Source organism: Streptomyces sp. NPDC006997, from assembly GCF_040635175.1.
Classification (GTDB): domain Bacteria; phylum Actinomycetota; class Actinomycetes; order Streptomycetales; family Streptomycetaceae; genus Streptomyces.
In genome coordinates, this window is the sequence record NZ_JBEYHH010000036.1 from 1 (window position 1) to 16,591 (window position 16,591).

Genomic DNA, 16,591 nt, shown 5'->3' on the forward strand with positions numbered 1-16,591 from the left:
TACTGCAGGGGGGACCCTGTGGGAGAGTAGGACGCCGCCGAACAATTTTTGGGGAAGCCCCGCATCTTCGGATGCGGGGCTTTCTGCGTTTCCGGAGCCCTTCTTGCAAGGGGAAGAGCCCCGCCGTGATTACAGGCGTCCCGATGTCTTGAGGGTCAGGTAGGCGTCGGCCAGTGCTGGAGCCAGGTCGTCCGGTGTTGCGTCGACGACGGTGACGCCGTGGCGGCGGAGTTGGTCTGCGGTGCGGTGGCGCTCGGATTGGGCCTGGGCGGCGGCTGCGGCCTCGTAGACGGCCTCTGTCGTTCCTCGGGACTTGGCCATCTGGGCGACGTGGGGGTCGGCTACAGAGGCCAGGAGGACCGTGTGTTGTTGGGTGAGCTTCGTCAGGACGGGGAGGAGGCCTTCTTCGACCGGGGCCGCGTCGAGGGTGGTGAGGAGGACGATCAGGGAGCGGCGGGGGGCCGTACGGAGGGCTGTGGCGGTGAGGCCGCGGGCGTCCGTTTCGACGAGTTCGGGTTCGAGTGTCGCCATGGCGTTGACCAGGGAAGGCAGGACGTCGCCTGCGGTGCGGCCCTGGACCAGGGCGCGGGCTTGACGGTCGTAGGCGAGGAGGTCGACGCGGTCGCCCGCGCGGGAGGCCAGGGCGGCGAGGAGGAGGGCGGCGTCCATGGAGGCGTCGAGGCGGGGGATGTCGCCCACGCGACCCGCGGAGGTGCGGCCGGTGTCGAGGACCAGGAGGATGTGGCGGTCGCGTTCGGGGCGCCAGGTGCGCACGGCGACGGCTGTCTGGCGGGCGGTGGCGCGCCAGTCGATGGAGCGGGTGTCGTCGCCGGGGACGTATTCGCGGAGGCTGTCGAACTCGGTGCCCTCGCCGCGTTGGAGGACGCTGGTGCGGCCGTCGAGTTCGCGGAGGCGGGCGAGCTTGGAGGGGAGGTGTTTGCGGCTGGTGAAGGGTGGCAGGACGCGGACCGTCCAGGGGACGCGGTGGGTGCCCTGGCGGGTCAGCAGGCCCAGGGGGCCGTAGGAGCGGATCGTGACGCGGTCGGCGTGGCGGTCGCCGCGGCGGGTGGGGCGTAGGCGGGTGGTGACGCGGCGGCGTTCGCCCGCGGGGACGGTGACGCGGTGGCGGGAGGCTGGTACCTCCGTGCCGGGCTGCCAACTGCTGGGGGGCCAGGCGTCGCGGAGGTGGGCGCGCAGGGGGCGGCGGGACGGGTTGGCCAGGGTGAGGGTGACGTCCGCGGGGTCGCCCAGGCGGACCGACGTGTCACCGGAGCGGGTCAGGCGCAGGCGTCGTACCGGGGCGGCGAGCGCGAAGTCGCAGGCGCAGGCGAGGGCCAGGGGGGCGTTGACGGTGAGGATGCCCGTCCAGCTGGGGTCCCAGAGGCCGACGGGGAGGGAGCCGAGGGCCGCGAGGAGTGCGGCACGTCCGGTGAGGGCCATCAGCGGGGGACCGGGACGTGGGCGAGGACGGCGTTGATGACCGAGTCGGCTGTCACGCCCTCCATCTCCGCTTCGGGGCGGAGTTGTACGCGGTGGCGGAGGGTGGGCAGGGCGAGGGCCTTGACGTCGTCGGGTGTGACGTAGTCGCGGCCGGTGAGCCAGGCCCACGCGCGGGAGGTCGCCAGGAGGGCGGTGGCGCCGCGGGGGGAGACGCCGAGGGTGAGGGACGGCGATTCGCGGGTGGCGCGGCAGATGTCGACGACGTAGGCCGTGATCTCGGGGGAGACGGTCGTCTTGGCGACCGCCGCGCGGGCCGTTTCCAGGATCGCGGGGCCCGCTACGGGGCGTACGCCCGCGGCGTGCAGGTCGCGGGGGTTGAAGCCCTCGGCGTGGCGGGTGAGGACGTTGATCTCGTCCTGGCGGGAGGGGAGGGGGATGGTGAGTTTGAGCAGGAAGCGGTCGAGCTGGGCTTCGGGGAGGGGGTAGGTGCCCTCGTATTCGACCGGGTTCTGGGTGGCCGCGACCAGGAACGGGTCGGGGAGGGGGCGGGGGGTGCCGTCGACGGTGACCTGGCGTTCCTCCATGGCTTCGAGGAGGGACGACTGGGTCTTCGGAGGGGTGCGGTTGATCTCATCCGCGAGGAGGAGGTTGGTGAAGACCGGGCCGGGCTGGAAGGAGAACTCGGCGGTGCGGGTGTCGTAGACGAGGGAGCCGGTGACGTCGCTCGGCATCAGGTCGGGGGTGAACTGGACGCGCTTGGTGTCGATGTCGAGGGCGGCGGCGAGGGCGCGGACGAGGAGGGTCTTGGCGACGCCGGGGACGCCTTCGAGGAGGACGTGGCCGCGGCACAGGAGGGCGACGACGAGGCCGGTGACGGCGGGGTCCTGGCCGACCACGGCCTTGGCGATCTCGGCGCGCAGGGCTTCCAGAGCGGCTCGGGCGTCGCCCGGGTCGCCGGGCTGCCCGGCGTTGTCAGTGGTCGGGTCCATCATGGACGGCGTACCTCTCTTTCGAGGGCGTCGAGTTGGTCGGTGAGGGCGATCAGGGCCGTGTCGTCGCTGGGCGGCGGGCCGAAGAGGAGGGTGTGCAGGTACTGCCCGTCGCCGTTGCCGCGGAGGTGGGTGGAGAGGGCGGGGAGCAGGGCCTCGGGTGTGTGCGCCTGGGGGACGGGGACGCCTACGAGGGGGGCGAGGCGGGTGCGGGTGGTGGAGCGGAGAGCGGCGGCGGCGCGGTCACGGGCGTTCGCCTTGTGGTAGAGGCGGGCGCGGCCTTCGACGGTCTCGGAGGCGCGGATCGCGACGGGGAGTCTTTCGGGTACCAGGGGACCGAGTCGGCGTGCCCGCCAGAGGGCGGCGAGGGCGGCGGCGACGAAGAGTTGCAGGGTGCCCCAAAGCCAGCCGGAGGGGAGCAGGTCGAAGAAGCTGCTGTCGCCGTCGTCGGGGGTGGCGGAGGCGTCGGAGAGTGAGGGGAGGTACCAGACCAGATGGGGGCGGGAGCCGAGGAGTTGGAGGGCGAGGGAGGCGTTGCCCTGCTCGTCGAGGTGGTCGTTGTAGAGGATGTCGGGCGCGCCGAGGACGATGGTGTCGCCGTCGCCGGACTGGTCGGGGATCTGGACGAGGGTGGCGAGGCGGTCGCTGGGGTAGCAGCGGACGGCGTCGGGGTGGGGGGTGAGGTAGCGCATTCCGCCGGTGTCGGCGGTGCCCGCGCGCTGGGCGGCGGGCAGCGGGCAGTCGGGGTCGAGGGCCGATTCGAGGCTGGTGGCGGGGTCGGTCGTGGTGCCGGGGGCGAGGCGTCCGACGGAGGGGCTGCCGGGGGCGATGAGGATGGTGCGGGCGCCGGATCCGGCGACGGAGGAGTGCAGCAGCTCCTGTTGACGGTGTGTCAGCAGGTCGGGGAGGGCGACCAGGAGGGTGGTGTCGGGGGCGGCGACGGTGCGGGCCTCGGCCAGGGTGGTGACGACGCGGGTGGACACGCCGCGGTCGGCGAGGAGTTCGGCGACGGCGCGGCTGCCCTGGGGGTCGGCCGAGCGCGGGTCGAGGGTGCCGTGTCTGGCGTCGGAGCGGATGACGGCGATCACGGTGGCGCCGACGAGGAGGAGGACGGCGGCGAGCAGGATGCCTCGCGTGCGGGACCACACCTGGCGGGCGGTGGGGGAGGCCGAGGCGGGCGGGCTCGTGGCCTCGGTGGTCATCCGGCGGCTCCCCTGCGGGTGTCGGCCGTGCTGTCCGTGCTGTGGGCGCTGGTGGTGAGCCGTGGTTTGGCGCGGTCCAGGTCGCGGTCGAGTGTGGTGGCGCGGTGGTACGACTCTTCGGTGGCGGAGCGGCCGCCGTATGTGACGTCGTCGAAGTCGCGGGCGGCGGCGCGGAGCCGGTCGGCGTGGTCGGGCAGGGCGCGGCCCGCTTCGGCGGCTGCCTCGTCGGCGGTGCGGCCGGGACGGGGGTCGAGGAGGGCGCGTTCTTCGAGGGCGCGGACGACGGCGCGGACGCGTTCCTGGAGGGCCTGGTTCCAGTGGCGTTGGGCGGCGTGTGCCTCGGCGGTGGCGCGGTGGTCGGCGGCGCTGCGGGGGCGGTCGTCGAACAGGGTGGTGGAGGTGGCGGGTTCGCGGTGCGGGGTGCCCAGGCGCCACCACAGGGCGCCGAGCACCGCGAGGACGGCCAGGGCGATGACGACCAGGCCGACGGTGCCGCCGGGTGTCACGGAGGCCGCGCTGCTGAGGAGATCGTCGAGCCAGCCCCAGAAGGCGTCGAGGGCGCGCTGGAACAGGCCGGGGTCGTCCTCGTGGTACATCCGCTTGGACAGCTCACGGCGGGCCGCGTCCCGCGCGGGGTCGCGGGGGATCGTCAGCGGTGGCTCGTCGTCGGCGGCCAGCAGGGACCGTACGGCCTGGTGTGCGGTGTGCGGCAGGGCTGCCGGTAGTGCTGTGAGGACTCCCCCGGCGAGGATCACCGCATCAGCTCCCGGGGGTGGTGCCGGGGGCGGGGTACTGGACGCCTGCGGCGCGGGACAGTTCGAGGTCGAGGGCCTCGCGGCGGATGCGCTGGTCGATGTAGAGCAGGACGGTGACGCCGGCCGTGATCGGGAGGGTGATCATGGAGCCGATCACCGAGCCGATGCCGCTGACGACGAGGAACGTCCAGCCGAAGTCGCCGGTGCCGTTGAGGAAGCTGCCGACGCCGTCGCCGCTGAGGGCGGCGGCCAGGAAGGTGAAGGGGATGACGACGATCGCCGCGACGATGTTCGCGATGATCGCGGCGAGCAGCTGGATGCCGAAGACCCGCCACCAGGAGCCGCGGACCAGCTTCGTGGAGCGGGCCATCGCCTTCTTGATGCCCTGCTTCTCCAGCATGAGCGCGGGCGAGGCCAGGGAGAAGCGGATCATCAGCCACAGGGCGACGACGCCGCCGCTGAGGCTGCCCAGGACGATGAGCACGGCGCCCGCGGTGCCGTCGCCCAGGAGGGTGATCAGCAGGCCGGGCAGCGCGCCGACGACGGTGATCCCGATGGCGATGAGCAGCAGCAGGATGAGCAGGCCGAAGAGTTTCAGCACCTGGGGGCGGGCGTCGCGCCATGCCTCGCCGGTGGTCACCGGGCGGCCGAGGACGGCGCGGCTGGTGACGGTGGTGAGCAGGGCGGTGGCGATGACGGTGCCGATGAGCGAGATCACGAAGACGACGCCGGAGCCGAGCAGGGCGCTGCCCATGGCGCTGGCGAGTTCGTCGAAGGTGGCGCTGGGGTCGTCGAGGGCCGAGGTGTCGGCGTAGTCGTTCAGGAAGAAGCCCTGGACGAGGATGGCGATGACCTCGGTGAGGACGGCGACGGTCAGCGAGATGCCGAGCACCGTGCGCCAGTAGGTGCGCATGGTGGAGACGGCGCCGTCGAGGATCTCGCCGACGCCGAGGGGGCGCAGCGGGATCACGCCGGGCTTGGCGGCGGGCGGGGGGCCGCCCCAGCCGGCGCCCCAGGCCCCGCCGTATCCGCCGCCCGGGCCGCCGTGTCCGCCCGGGGTGCCCCAGCCGCCCTGGCCGCCGCTGTGGCCGCCGGGGGGCTGGCTGCCCCAGCCGGGGCCGGGGGGCGGTGGCGGGGGCGCCTGGGCGGGGCCCTGCGGGCCTGTAGGGGCGGACCACTGCGCGGGGGGCGGCTGCTCCTTGGACCACTTCGAACCGGGGCCCTGTGGGTCCGTGCCCGGCTGCTCCGTGGGCGCCGCGGGCGGCGGCGCGTCGTCGGGGCGGTCGGCCGGGCCGCTGGAGCCGGGGGTGCCCGGTTGCTGGCCGTCCGACGGGGCGGATCCGGGCGAGGCCCAGCCCGGAGTGTCGTTCATCGTCGCTCCTTCACGGTGCCCGTCCGCGGGTGCGGCGGCAGGTTGGCCAACATCGTGCCATGGGGTGGTCGGGGAGTGACCGGCCGAGGTAGGGGCTGTGCACCTTCAATTGTCCGCCGGTTAGCGGGCAGACTGACGGCATGGCTGATCAGCAGGCGCAATCCGGCGAGGACAAGCGGCCGACCGGAATACCGGTACTCCGTTGGGAAGAACCACCTGAAGGCCCTGTTCTGGTCCTGTTGGACCAGACGCGGCTGCCGGCCGAGGAGGTCGAGCTGGTCTGTACGGACGCGCCCGCGCTGGTGGAGGCGATCCGTTCGCTCGCCGTGCGCGGGGCGCCGGTGCTCGGCATCGCGGGCGCCTACGGTGTCGCGCTCGCCGCCGTCCGCGGCTTCGACGTGGACGACGCGGCGGCGGCGCTGGCGGGTGCCCGGCCCACCGCGGTCAACCTCTCCGTGGGGGTGCGCAGGGCCCAGGCCGCCCACCACGCCGCGCTCGCGCGGGGCGAGGACGCCGAGCGGGCCGCCGCGGCGGCGCTGGCGGCGGCGCGGCAGCTGCACCGCGAGGACGCCGAGGCCAGCGCCAGGATGGCGGCGCACGGGCTGGCCCTGCTGGAGGAGCTGCTGCCCGGCGGCGGGTACCGGATCCTCACGCACTGCAACACCGGGGCGCTGGTGTCGGGCGGGGAGGGCACGGCCTTCGCGGTGGCGCTCGCGGCGCACCGGCGGGGGGAGCTACGGCGGCTGTGGGTGGACGAAACGCGTCCTTTGCTGCAAGGTGCTCGCCTGACGGCGTACGAGGCGGCGCGCAACGACATGGCGTACACCTTGCTCACCGACAACGCGGCGGGTTCGCTGTTCGCGGCCGGGGAGGTGGACGCGGTGCTGGTCGGTGCCGACCGGATCGCGGCCGACGGCTCGGTGGCGAACAAGGTGGGGAGCTATCCGCTCGCGGTGCTCGCCCGGTACCACCACGTGCCGTTCATCGTGGTGGCGCCCGCCACGACGGTGGACGCGGACACGCTGGACGGGGCGTCCATCGAGGTGGAACAGCGCCCCGGATTCGAAGTGACCGAGATCACAGCACCTCAGGTGCCGGTGGCCGGAGCGGGAGGCGGGATACCGGTGGCACCCCTGGGGACCCAGGCGTACAACCCGGCGTTCGACGTGACACCGCCCGAACTGGTGACGGCGATCGTCACCGAGGAGGGCGTCGTCTCACCCGTGACGGGCGAGGCACTCGCCGAGCTGTGTGCCAGGTCACGCCAGGTAACGATTAGCTAATGGGATGATGTCGTTTATGAAGGGACGAGTCCTTGTCGTCGACGACGACACCGCACTGGCCGAGATGCTCGGCATTGTGCTGCGTGGTGAGGGTTTTGAGCCGTCTTTCGTAGCCGACGGCGACAAGGCGCTGGCCGCTTTTCGCGAGGCCAAACCGGACCTTGTGCTGCTGGACCTGATGCTGCCGGGGCGTGACGGGATCGAGGTGTGCCGTCTGATCAGGGCGGAGTCCGGGGTTCCGATCGTGATGCTCACGGCCAAGAGCGACACCGTCGACGTGGTGGTGGGCCTGGAGTCCGGGGCCGACGACTACATCGTGAAGCCGTTCAAGCCGAAGGAGCTGGTGGCCCGGATCCGGGCCAGGCTGCGCAGGTCCGAGGAACCGGCACCCGAGCAGCTCGCCATCGGTGACCTGGTCATCGACGTGGCCGGGCACTCCGTGAAGCGGGACGGGCAGTCCATCGCGCTGACGCCGCTGGAGTTCGACCTGCTGGTGGCGCTCGCGCGCAAGCCGTGGCAGGTGTTCACCCGGGAGGTGCTCCTGGAGCAGGTCTGGGGCTACCGGCACGCGGCGGACACCCGGCTGGTCAACGTGCACGTGCAACGGTTGCGCTCCAAGGTCGAGAAGGACCCCGAGCGGCCGGAGATCGTGGTGACCGTCCGTGGTGTCGGGTACAAGGCGGGGCCGAGCTGACATGTCCGGTGACAGTGCCGCTTCGGCGCCCGGCCGGTCCGGGGCCCGCGCGGGGCGGCCTGTCGGCCCGGACCGGCCAGGCTCCCGCTGGCGAAGCCTCCTGGAGGGCGGACTGCTGCAGGGCGGCGTACAGGGCAGTCCCGTCCTGCGGCTGCTCATACGCTGGGTGCGCCGACCCCTGCTGCCCGTCATGCGGCTGTGGCGCCGCAACATCCAGCTCAAGGTCGTCGCCACCACCCTGCTGATGTCGCTCGGCGTCGTCCTGCTGCTCGGCTTCGTCGTCATCGGACAGGTACGCAACGGGCTGCTCGACGCCAAGGTCAAGGCGTCGCAGAGCCAGGCCACCGGCGGGTTCGCCGTGGCCAAGCAGCGAGCCGACGAGGCGGGCGGCGCGGCCGGGGAGAAACCGGTCCCGGTGGACGGCCAGTCCTCCCAGAACGTCATCCAGTGGATGAGCGACCTCGTCTCCTCGCTCTCCAGCGGCGGCCAGGGTGCCTTCGACGTGGTCACCCTGCCCACCGGCGACGACAGCGGCGGCGGACGCGGACCGCGCGCCTCCGGCGGCGTCGACCACAAGAGCGTGCCCGCCGACCTGCGCGCCCGCGTCAACAGCGGCTCCGTCGCCGCGCAGAGCTACACCCGCATCGTCTACCTCGACGGCGACAAGCCCTCCCAGCCCGCCCTCGTCATCGGCAAACAGGTCGAGGACCCCAACGGCGACCCCTACGAGCTGTACTACCTCTTCCCGCTCACCCAGGAGGAGAAGTCGCTGAGCCTGGTCAAGGGCACCCTGGCGACCGCCGGACTGTTCGTCGTCGTCCTGCTCGGGGCGATCGCCTGGCTGGTGGTACGGCAGGTCGTCACGCCGGTGAGGATGGCCGCGGGCATCGCCGAGCGACTGTCCGCCGGGCGCCTCCAGGAACGTATGAAGGTCACCGGCGAGGACGACATCGCACGGCTCGGCGAAGCGTTCAACAAGATGGCGCAGAACCTCCAGCTGAAGATCCAGCAACTGGAGGACCTGTCACGGATGCAGCGGCGGTTCGTGTCGGACGTCTCGCACGAGCTGCGGACACCGCTGACGACCGTACGGATGGCCGCGGACGTCATCCACGAGGCGCGCGAGGACTTCGACCCGGTCACCTCGCGGTCGGCGGAACTGCTCGCCGACCAGCTGGACCGGTTCGAGTCGCTGCTGTCGGACCTGCTGGAGATCAGCCGCTTCGACGCGGGCGCGGCGGCACTGGAGGCCGAGCCGATAGACCTCAGGGAGGTCGTACGGCGGGTCGTCAGCGGCGCCGAACCGCTCGCCGAACGCAAGGGCACCCGGATACGGGTGCTGGGCGACCAGCAGCCCGTCGTCGCGGAGGCCGACGCCCGGCGCGTGGAACGCGTCCTGCGCAACCTCGTCGTCAACGCCGTCGAGCACGGCGAAGGGCGCGACGTCGTCGTCAAGCTCGCCTCCGCGGGCGGCGCCGTCGCCGTCGCCGTACGCGACTACGGCGTCGGGCTCAAGCCCGGCGAGGCCACCCGCGTCTTCAGCCGCTTCTGGCGGGCCGACCCGGCACGCGCGCGTACCACCGGCGGAACCGGCCTCGGCCTGTCCATCGCCCTGGAGGACGCGCGGCTGCACGGCGGCTGGCTCCAGGCGTGGGGCGAGCCGGGCGGCGGCTCACAGTTCCGGCTGACTCTGCCGCGGACCGCGGACGAGCCGCTGCGGGGCTCACCCATACCGCTGGAACCCAAGGACTCCCGCGGCAGTCGAGGGCCCAACCGGGGACCCAGCGGAGGACTTGCTGACGGCGCTACCGCGCGCGACGGACAGAAGACCGCGACCGTCCCCGCCCAGGCCACCGGCAGCGGACAGGTCCCGCCCCGCGACCCGATAGCCGCGGCCCGACTCGGGTCCGTCACCCCGGCGGCCGACCCGACCGCGCTGCCCGGCAGCGGCGCGCGCGTGGTGGCCCGCCCCGCCGCCGTACAGCCCCCGCACGGGACCGTACAGCCCCCGCACGGGACCGCTCTGGACCGCCCGGACGCCGGGGGAGCCGACACCGGGGCGGAGCAGCCCCGGGGACAAGGGGAGGCATTTCGTGGGCGCTGACCGCGGAGGAGAGGCTGTTCGTGGGCACTGAGCGCGCGGGAGGCGCCGCCCGGCGGGCACCGGGGCGAGCGCTGGCGTACGCCGCCTGCGGTGTCGTCCTGCTGGCGGGGTGCGCCTCCATGCCGGACCACGGGGACCTGCGGGACGTGGAGTCCACCCCGCGGCAGGACACCCAGGTGCGCGTCTTCGCGATGCCGCCCCGGGAGGACGCCGAGCCCTCCGAGATCATGCAGGGCTTCCTGGAGGCCCTGACCAGCGACGACCCGCAGTACGAGACGGCACGCCAGTACCTGACCGACAACGCCGCGCGCAACTGGCGCCCCGAACTGTCCACCACCGTGCTCGCCAACGGACCCGACACCGCGACCGACCTCACCGGCGACGTCGAGGACGACGACGACTACTCCTTCACCCTCACCGGCACCAAGATCGCCCTGGTGGACGCGCAGCAGTCGTACGCGCCCGCCGACGGGCAGTACAGCCGACAGGTGCGCCTCATCCGGGAGAAGAAGAGCGAGCAGTGGCGCATCGACGGACTGCCGCAGGGCATCGTCATCGGTGAGTCGGACTTCCAGCGCAACTACATGTCCGTCAACAAGTACTACTTCGCCTCCAACGCCGCCGACCCGGAGGCCGGGACCGGCGCACAGCCGGCCGCCGTCGCCGACCCCGTGTACGTGCGCCGCCGCGTGGCCCCCATGACCCACGTCGTGCACTCGCTGCTCAACGGGCCCACCAACTGGCTCGGTGACGTCGTCAGGTCGAGTTTCCCGACCGGCACGGCGCTGCCGAAGGGGGCCGTCCTGACCCCCGACGAGCAGAACCGGCTGACCGTGCCGCTCAACGGCAAGGCCGCGCGGGTCGGCTCCGCCAAGTGCAACGAGATGGCCGCCCAACTGCTGTTCACCCTGCAGAACCTCACCCCCGCGGTGGACGAGGTCGAGCTCCGCGCGGGCGACCGGAAACTGTGCGAGCTGCGCGAGGACCGCGCCTCCGCCGTCGCGGCCGTCGGCTCGGCACGGCACGCCGACTACCTGTACTTCCTCGACGGCAAGCACCGGCTCGTCCGCATCCCCGCCGACAGCGGGGCCACCAGCACCACCAGCACCACCAGCCCCGAGGCCGTACCGGGCGCGCTCGGCGAAGGCGTCGCCTCCCTGCGGTCGGCCGCGGTCGCGCGGGACGAACACACCGCCGCCGGGGTCGGACTCGACGGCAAGGCCCTCTACGTCGGCTCACTCGCCTCCGGCGGCTCCCTCGGCGACCCCGTGCTGCTCAGTGCGGGCAAGACCGAGGCCGACCGGCTCACGGCGCCCAGCTGGGACGCGCACGGCAACCTGTGGGTCGCCGACCGCGACCCCGGCAACCCGCGGCTGCTGATGCTGCGCGACGGCAAGGGCGAGCCGCTCCAGGTGCGCACTCCCAGCCTCGACGGCCGTATCAAGTCCCTGCGGGTGGCCGCCGACGGGGTGCGGATCGCCCTCGTCGTCGAGAAGGACGACGAGCAGTCACTCCTCGTCGGGCGGATCGAGTGGGAGCGGGTCGGAGAGCAGCGGGCGGTGTGGATCCGGGAACTGCGCTCCGCGACCCCCGAACTGTCCGAGGTCACCGCCATGTCGTGGGCCGGTGACAGCCGCCTCGTCGTCGTCGGCCGCGAGGAGGACGGCGTGCAGCAGATGCGCTACGTCCAGGTCGACGGCTCCGTCCCGGAAGGGCCCGCGCCCGACGCCCTGACCGGCGTGCGGGAGATCGCCGCGTCCGAGGACGAGCGGCTGCCGCTGGTGGCGTTCTCGTCGGAGGACGGGATCGTGCGGATGGAGTCCGGGACACAGTGGCAGAAGGTGGTCAAGGAAGGGGCGGCGCCGGTTTATCCCGGGTGACGTCCGGGGGCGTTTTCTCCTTCCCGCCCTGGTCGACGAGTTATCCACAAGGGTTATCCACAGGGGTGGCCGGACGAGACGGACGTTGGCAGAGTGGTCGCCATGCGGGGGTTGTGGCGGGACCTCACCGACCTGGTGCTGCCGGACGACTGCGGAGGCTGTGGACGGCCGCGCACGCTGCTCTGCCCGGAGTGCCGTGCGGCCCTGAGCGGAGTCGAGCCGCGCCGGGTGCGGCCCGAGCCGGAGCCGCCCGGGTTGCCGGTGGTGTACGCGGCGGCGGGGTACTCGGACGAGGTGCGTGCGGTGTTGCTGGCCCACAAGGAGCGGGGCGCGCTGGCACTCGCCCGGCCACTGGGCGTGGCTTTGGCGGGCGCCGTGCGGGCGGGGCTTGTGAGGGCGTGGAGGGACCGGGCGGAGCAGGGCGACCGGGGAGAGCGGGGTGGTGCGGCGTACGGCGGTCAGGGCGCCGTTGGCGGCGAGGTGCTGCTCGTGCCCGTGCCGTCGGCGCGGGCGGCCGTTCGGGCGCGGGGGCATGACCCCGTACGGCGGATCGCGCTGGCCGCGGCGGGGGAACTGCGGCGGACCGGGACGTCGGCGCGGGTGCTCGCGGCGCTGCGGCAGCGGCGGGCCGTGGCCGACCAGGCGGGACTGGACTCGCGGCAGCGTCTGGAGAACCTCGCGGGCGCGTTGACCGTGGCGCCCGGTGGGGCGGGGCTGCTGCGGGGGAGGGCCGTGGTGCTGGTCGATGACCTGATGACGACCGGGGCTTCGCTGGCGGAGGGGGCGCGGGCTGTGCGGGTGGGGGTGGGGACGGGGGTGGGTGGGGAGGGGGAGGGAGGGGGACCCCCCGAGGAAGGCGCGCGAGTGACGGCCGTGTACACGGCTCCCTCCCGGGAAAGGACTGAGGCATGTGCTGCCAGGAAGCGAAGGGCGGGGCCGGACGGCCTGGTCGACGTGGTGTGCGCGGCGGTGGTCGCGGCGACGCCCGCCGCTTTCCCATAAACCGGAACTGACCGCTGACCTGCGTCGTTGCAGGTAATGAGAGGGTCAATTCACCGGAACGGAGGTATGTGGCAGTAGAGGGTGACGACATCCGGCCGAGCGAGATATGTTCGGTTGTGAGGGAAAGGCGCAGGCCACACCTCACTTATCCGAATGCCGTGCCACGGGTTTCCGTAATTGCCCGGGCCGGTGGGGCGGAGATCTCGCCCGCGGGGGAGGAGGTGGACGTCACCAAGTCCGAGGTCCCGGGGCCCACCGGGACCTGGTGCACAAGGGAGATGCTCCGCCACTGGAGCGGAGCGATCCGGGAACGGAGTTCTGCGTGGACATCGTCGTCAAGGGCCGCAAGACCGAGGTGCCCGAGCGGTTCCGCAAGCACGTGGCCGAGAAGCTGAAGCTGGACAAGATCCAGAAGCTCGATGGCAAGGTGATTAGCCTCGACGTCGAGGTGTCCAAGGAGCCCAACCCCCGACAGGCGGACCGTTCCGACCGGGTGGAGATCACGCTCCGCTCCCGTGGTCCGGTCATCCGGGCGGAGGCATCGGCCAGCGATCCGTACGCGGCGCTCGACCTGGCGGCGGACAAACTGGAGGCCCGGCTGCGCAAGCAGCACGACAAGCGGTACACGCGCCGAGGCGCGGGCCGGCTGACGGCAGCCGAGGTCGCGGACCACGTCCCGGGCGTGGCCACGCTGAACGGCAACGGCGCCGCCGTCCGCGAGGAAGAGCCGGACGCGGTGCCGACCAAGAGGATCGGCTCGCTGGAGGTCAAGGGCGAAGGCCCCCTCGTCGTCCGCGAGAAGACCCACGTCGCCGCCCCCATGACCCTGGACCAGGCTCTCTACGAGATGGAGCTGGTGGGGCACGACTTCTATCTGTTCGTCGACTCCGAGACCAAGGAACCCAGTGTCGTCTACCGGCGGCACGCGTACGACTACGGCGTCATCCACCTCAACACCGACCCGATGGTGGCCCAGGGCCAGCCGCCGTCCCCGGGCGGTGCGCTTGGCGGCTGACCTCGCCGGGTGACAGCTGATCCGGTGCCCCTGGAGTGCGTGTGCGCCCCCAGGGGCACCGGCGTGCGACGAGTTCGCCCACCGCTGTCACCGGGGTGCCGTCCGGGCATGGAATCATGGTGGCAATGGCCCAACCGGTGGGCCGTTGCCTTGGGTTGGCGATGGCACGGGACCACGGGCCACAGCCTTCAGGGGGAGGAACGATGGCGGACACCTTCGGACCGATGCATGACGGGGACGCCGACCGCGGCGCCGTGGGCATGGGCCCGGAAGCGGGCTCTTCACGCACGGAGCCCATCCGTGTCCTGGTCGTGGACGACCACGCCCTCTTCCGTCGTGGCCTGGAGATCGTGCTCGCGGCCGAGGAGGACATCCAGGTCGTCGGTGAGGCGGGCGACGGGGCCGAGGCCGTGGAGAAGGCGGCGGACCTGCTTCCCGACATCATCCTGATGGACGTACGGATGCCGAAACGGGGCGGGATCGAGGCGTGCACCTCCATCAAGGAGGTCGCGCCGAGCGCGAAGATCATCATGCTGACGATCAGTGACGAGGAAGCGGATCTCTACGACGCCATCAAGGCGGGCGCGACCGGTTACCTGCTGAAGGAGATCTCGACGGACGAGGTGGCCACGGCGATTCGCGCGGTGGCCGACGGGCAGTCGCAGATCAGCCCGTCCATGGCGTCGAAGCTGCTCACCGAGTTCAAGTCGATGATCCAGCGGACCGACGAGCGCAGGCTCGTCCCGGCGCCGCGGCTCACCGACCGTGAGCTGGAGGTGCTGAAGCTCGTCGCCACGGGGATGAACAACCGGGACATCGCCAAGGAGTTGTTCATCTCTGAGAACACCGTGAAGAACCATGTGCGCAACATCCTGGAGAAGCTGCAACTGCACTCCAGGATGGAGGCCGTGGTGTACGCGATGCGGGAGAAGATCCTCGAGATCCGGTGACGGCGACTTCAGGCTCAGGCTCCGGCTCAGGTGAGGGCCTGGGACAACTCCCTGACGAGGGGTTCGCGTAGTTCCGGGGCGCTCACTCGCTCGACGCGTACGTCCGTGCAGTCCACCCAGGTCGCCGCCTCGACCAGGGCCTGGGCGACCGCCGGGGCCGCCTTCACGCCGTCCAGGGTGACCTGCTTGGCCACCAGGGTGCGGCCCTCACGGGCCGGGTCCACGCGGCCCACCAGCTGGCCGCCCGCCAGGACGGGCATCGCGAAGTAGCCGTGCACCCGCTTCGGCTTGGGGACGTAGGCCTCCAGGCGGTGGGTGAAGCCGAAGATCCGCTCGGTGCGGGCGCGTTCCCAGATCAGGGAGTCGAAGGGGGACAGCAGCGTCGTACGGTGGCGCCCGCGCGGAGGTGTCGCCAGGGCCGCCGGATCCGCCCAGGCGGGCTTGCCCCAGCCCTCGACGGTGACCGGGACCAGGCCGGAGTCCGCGATCACCGCGTCGACCTGTTCCGCCTTCAGCCGGTGGTAGTCGGCGATGTCCGCGCGGGTGCCGACGCCCAGGGCCTCGCCCGCCAGGCGGACGAGGCGGCGGAGGCACTCGGCGTCGTCCAGGTCGTCGTGCAGGAGGTGCGCCGGGATGGCACGCTCCGCGAGGTCGTAGACGCGCTTCCAGCCACGGCGCTCCACGCAGACCACCTCGCCGTACATCAGCGCGCGCTCCACGGCGACCTTCGAGCCGGACCAGTCCCACCACTCGCTGGTGCGTTTCGCGCCGCCGAGTTCGGTCGCGGTGAGGGGGCCTTCGGTGCGGAGCTGCTTGATGACCTGGTCGTATGCGCCGTCGGGGAGTTCGTGGTTCCAGTGCGGGCGGTCGCGGTAGGCGCGGCGGCGGAAGGCGAAGTGCGGCCACTCCTCGATGGGGAGGATGCAGGCGGCGTGCGACCAGTACTCGAAGGCGTGGGTGTCCTTCCAGTAGGCGTGCTCGACCGTGGTGCGGCCTATGGCGCCGAGGCGGGCGTAGGGGACCAGTTCGTGGGAGCGGGCGAGGACGGAGATGGTGTCCAGCTGGACCGCGCCCAGGTGGCGCAGGACGCCTCGGGCGCCTGCGCGGCGGTTGGGGGCGCCCAGGAAGCCCTGGGCCCGTAGGGCGATGCGGCGGGCGTCTGCTGCGCTGAGGGTGGTGGCGGGGCGCGGGGTGGTCATGGTCGGCACGATAGAGGGCGGCACTGACAGTGGGGGGTCCGGTGCCCGGGTCGGGGGTGAGGGGGCGGTGGTGGGGGGTGTGCGGCTAGGAGGTCATGCCGTCGTACGGGGGAGGTACGGGGACGTCGAGGGGAGGTTCAGGTCCGAGGGGAGCAGGGACGCCACCCACGAGTCCCGGCGGGTGCCCTTGTTGTTGAGGGCTGAGCGGAGGGTGCCCTCCAGGGTGAATCCGGCGTTCCTGGCGACCGCGCGGGAGGCGTGGTTGCCGACCTCGGCGCGCCATTCCATGCGGTCGACGGCGAGGTGGGTGAAGGCCCAGCGGCTGGCGGCGACGGTGGCCTCGGTGGTGTAGCCGTGGCCACGGTGTTCCCTGGCGGCCCAGAAGCCGATCTCGGCGACGCCGAGGGAGCGCATGGTGATGCCGATCATGCCCGTCAGGGGGCCGTGCGGGAGGAAGACGCCGAAGGTGAACATGGTGCCGTTGGCCCAGCCCTCGGGGACGAGTTGGCGGGTGAAGCTCTCGGCGTGCTCGTGGAGGTAGGGCGAGGGGATGGTCGTCCAGCGCTGGATGTCGGGGTCCTGGGCGGCGGCGTACACGGCGTCGGTGTCGTCGGAGTCCACCGTGCGGAGGACGAGGCGTGGGGTGGTGAGTCTGACGGGGTCCATCGGCCGATTCTGTCGGGGGACGGGGCGGGGACGCCATGTG

14 protein-coding genes are annotated in these 16,591 nt (G+C 72.4%); 7 read left to right on the forward strand and 7 right to left on the reverse strand.

Annotation, left to right across the window (positions count from 1 at the left end; genetic code table 11):
• Positions 1-129: 129 nt before the first annotated feature.
• The 5 genes from ABZ659_RS28840 to ABZ659_RS28860 are packed head-to-tail and all read right to left on the reverse strand — an operon-like array spanning position 130 to position 5,758.
• Entirely contained in the window at positions 130-1,440 is a 1,311-nt protein-coding gene (locus ABZ659_RS28840; protein ID WP_360225443.1) for a DUF58 domain-containing protein, read from the reverse strand.
• Complete coding sequence (locus ABZ659_RS28845) at positions 1,440-2,429, reverse strand: MoxR family ATPase (protein WP_360225527.1); 990 nt, start codon at positions 2,427-2,429, stop codon at positions 1,440-1,442. The genes ABZ659_RS28840 and ABZ659_RS28845 overlap by 1 nt, the downstream gene beginning before the upstream one ends.
• A complete protein-coding gene (locus ABZ659_RS28850) occupies positions 2,429-3,631 on the reverse strand; it encodes a DUF4350 domain-containing protein (protein ID WP_360225445.1) in 1,203 nt (400 codons plus the stop codon). The genes ABZ659_RS28845 and ABZ659_RS28850 overlap by 1 nt, the downstream gene beginning before the upstream one ends.
• Complete coding sequence (locus ABZ659_RS28855; RefSeq protein ID WP_360225447.1) at positions 3,628-4,386, reverse strand: DUF4129 domain-containing protein; 759 nt, start codon at positions 4,384-4,386, stop codon at positions 3,628-3,630. The genes ABZ659_RS28850 and ABZ659_RS28855 overlap by 4 nt, the downstream gene beginning before the upstream one ends.
• 4 nt (positions 4,387-4,390) lie before the next feature.
• Positions 4,391-5,758 (reverse strand): glycerophosphoryl diester phosphodiesterase membrane domain-containing protein, encoded by a 1,368-nt coding sequence (locus ABZ659_RS28860; protein ID WP_360225449.1) that lies wholly within the window; start codon positions 5,756-5,758, stop codon positions 4,391-4,393.
• A gap of 140 nt (positions 5,759-5,898) precedes the next feature.
• Between ABZ659_RS28860 and mtnA the strand changes: the two genes are divergently transcribed.
• From mtnA to ABZ659_RS28895, 7 genes are all read left to right on the forward strand, one after another.
• Entirely contained in the window at positions 5,899-7,041 is a 1,143-nt protein-coding gene (gene mtnA, locus ABZ659_RS28865; protein WP_360225451.1) for an S-methyl-5-thioribose-1-phosphate isomerase, read from the forward strand.
• 4 nt (positions 7,042-7,045) lie between these two features.
• Positions 7,046-7,735 carry a two-component system response regulator MtrA gene (mtrA, locus tag ABZ659_RS28870; protein ID WP_187283109.1) on the forward strand — a complete coding sequence of 230 codons (690 nt, stop codon included), beginning with the start codon at positions 7,046-7,048 and terminating at the stop codon, positions 7,733-7,735.
• A gap of 1 nt (position 7,736) precedes the next feature.
• The gene (mtrB, locus tag ABZ659_RS28875) at positions 7,737-9,839 is read left to right on the forward strand and encodes an MtrAB system histidine kinase MtrB (RefSeq protein WP_360225453.1); all 2,103 of its coding nucleotides are present in this window, start codon (positions 7,737-7,739) and stop codon (positions 9,837-9,839) included.
• Positions 9,840-9,859: 20 nt separating this feature from the next.
• Positions 9,860-11,719: an LpqB family beta-propeller domain-containing protein gene (locus ABZ659_RS28880; RefSeq protein WP_360225455.1), complete on the forward strand. Its 1,860-nt coding sequence runs from the start codon at positions 9,860-9,862 to the stop codon at positions 11,717-11,719.
• 102 nt (positions 11,720-11,821) lie between these two features.
• Complete coding sequence (locus ABZ659_RS28885; protein WP_360225457.1) at positions 11,822-12,721, forward strand: ComF family protein; 900 nt, start codon at positions 11,822-11,824, stop codon at positions 12,719-12,721.
• Positions 12,722-13,010: 289 nt separating this feature from the next.
• Positions 13,011-13,736: a ribosome-associated translation inhibitor RaiA gene (raiA, locus tag ABZ659_RS28890; RefSeq protein ID WP_360225529.1), complete on the forward strand. Its 726-nt coding sequence runs from the start codon at positions 13,011-13,013 to the stop codon at positions 13,734-13,736.
• 203 nt (positions 13,737-13,939) lie between these two features.
• Positions 13,940-14,686, forward strand: coding sequence for a response regulator transcription factor (locus ABZ659_RS28895; protein ID WP_360225459.1), 747 nt, complete (start codon positions 13,940-13,942; stop codon positions 14,684-14,686).
• A 26-nt stretch (positions 14,687-14,712) separates the two neighbouring features.
• Here ABZ659_RS28895 and ABZ659_RS28900 read toward each other — a convergent pair whose 3' ends face one another.
• Positions 14,713-15,885, reverse strand: coding sequence for a crosslink repair DNA glycosylase YcaQ family protein (locus ABZ659_RS28900; protein ID WP_360225461.1), 1,173 nt, complete (start codon positions 15,883-15,885; stop codon positions 14,713-14,715).
• 93 nt (positions 15,886-15,978) lie between these two features.
• Positions 15,979-16,551: a GNAT family N-acetyltransferase gene (locus ABZ659_RS28905; protein WP_360225463.1), complete on the reverse strand. Its 573-nt coding sequence runs from the start codon at positions 16,549-16,551 to the stop codon at positions 15,979-15,981.
• Positions 16,552-16,591: the final 40 nt, after the last annotated feature.

What these genes read in the sequence shown, in the direction of transcription:
- ABZ659_RS28840 (WP_360225443.1), bottom strand. Translation starts at nt 1,440, where the DNA reads ATGGCCCTCACCGGACGTGCCGCACTCCTCGCGGCCCTCGGCTCCCTC.
- ABZ659_RS28845 (WP_360225527.1), bottom strand. Translation starts at nt 2,429, where the DNA reads ATGGACCCGACCACTGACAACGCCGGGCAGCCCGGCGACCCGGGCGAC.
- ABZ659_RS28850 (WP_360225445.1), bottom strand. Translation starts at nt 3,631, where the DNA reads ATGACCACCGAGGCCACGAGCCCGCCCGCCTCGGCCTCCCCCACCGCC.
- ABZ659_RS28860 (WP_360225449.1), bottom strand. Translation starts at nt 5,758, where the DNA reads ATGAACGACACTCCGGGCTGGGCCTCGCCCGGATCCGCCCCGTCGGAC.
- mtnA (WP_360225451.1), top strand. Translation starts at nt 5,899, where the DNA reads ATGGCTGATCAGCAGGCGCAATCCGGCGAGGACAAGCGGCCGACCGGA.
- mtrA (WP_187283109.1), top strand. Translation starts at nt 7,046, where the DNA reads ATGATGTCGTTTATGAAGGGACGAGTCCTTGTCGTCGACGACGACACC.
- mtrB (WP_360225453.1), top strand. Translation starts at nt 7,737, where the DNA reads ATGTCCGGTGACAGTGCCGCTTCGGCGCCCGGCCGGTCCGGGGCCCGC.
- ABZ659_RS28885 (WP_360225457.1), top strand. Translation starts at nt 11,822, where the DNA reads ATGCGGGGGTTGTGGCGGGACCTCACCGACCTGGTGCTGCCGGACGAC.
- ABZ659_RS28895 (WP_360225459.1), top strand. Translation starts at nt 13,940, where the DNA reads ATGGCGGACACCTTCGGACCGATGCATGACGGGGACGCCGACCGCGGC.
- ABZ659_RS28900 (WP_360225461.1), bottom strand. Translation starts at nt 15,885, where the DNA reads ATGACCACCCCGCGCCCCGCCACCACCCTCAGCGCAGCAGACGCCCGC.
- ABZ659_RS28905 (WP_360225463.1), bottom strand. Translation starts at nt 16,551, where the DNA reads ATGGACCCCGTCAGACTCACCACCCCACGCCTCGTCCTCCGCACGGTG.